At 34.3% G+C, this 271-nt stretch carries 1 protein-coding gene; it reads right to left on the bottom strand.

The genetic code is table 11. The features are described from left to right. Positions 1 to 271: NUDIX hydrolase N-terminal domain-containing protein (locus tag H6A07_RS09765; RefSeq protein WP_204814728.1), on the bottom strand; the 271-nt coding region annotated here is incomplete at both ends.

Genomic DNA, 271 nt, shown 5'->3' with positions numbered 1-271 from the left:
AAATTACAGAGCGCGTATCAAGTTTTGGTGTTTGATATCCTGTTTCATTGCAAAACAGATTTTGTACTTTTTCTTTTGGTAAATCAGTATATTCAGCCATTATTTCTGCTGCCATTTCACTTAATCGTGTAAAACGTTCATGGTCAATTCTATCTTTTGTATAGGCAAGTCCCGCTTGAGCAATAAATTGCATCTCCATTGCTGTGGTGAGCCATTTCATGTTTTTATACGGTTCTTCAATGCTAGTCAGTAAATTTAAAATATCATATGG

It is taken from the genome of Olsenella uli, from assembly GCF_016899935.1.
GTDB lineage: Bacteria > Actinomycetota > Coriobacteriia > Coriobacteriales > Atopobiaceae > Thermophilibacter > Thermophilibacter uli_B.
The sequence above is the reverse complement of the archived record's forward strand: the minus strand, read 5'-3'. Positions and strand labels throughout refer to the sequence as shown.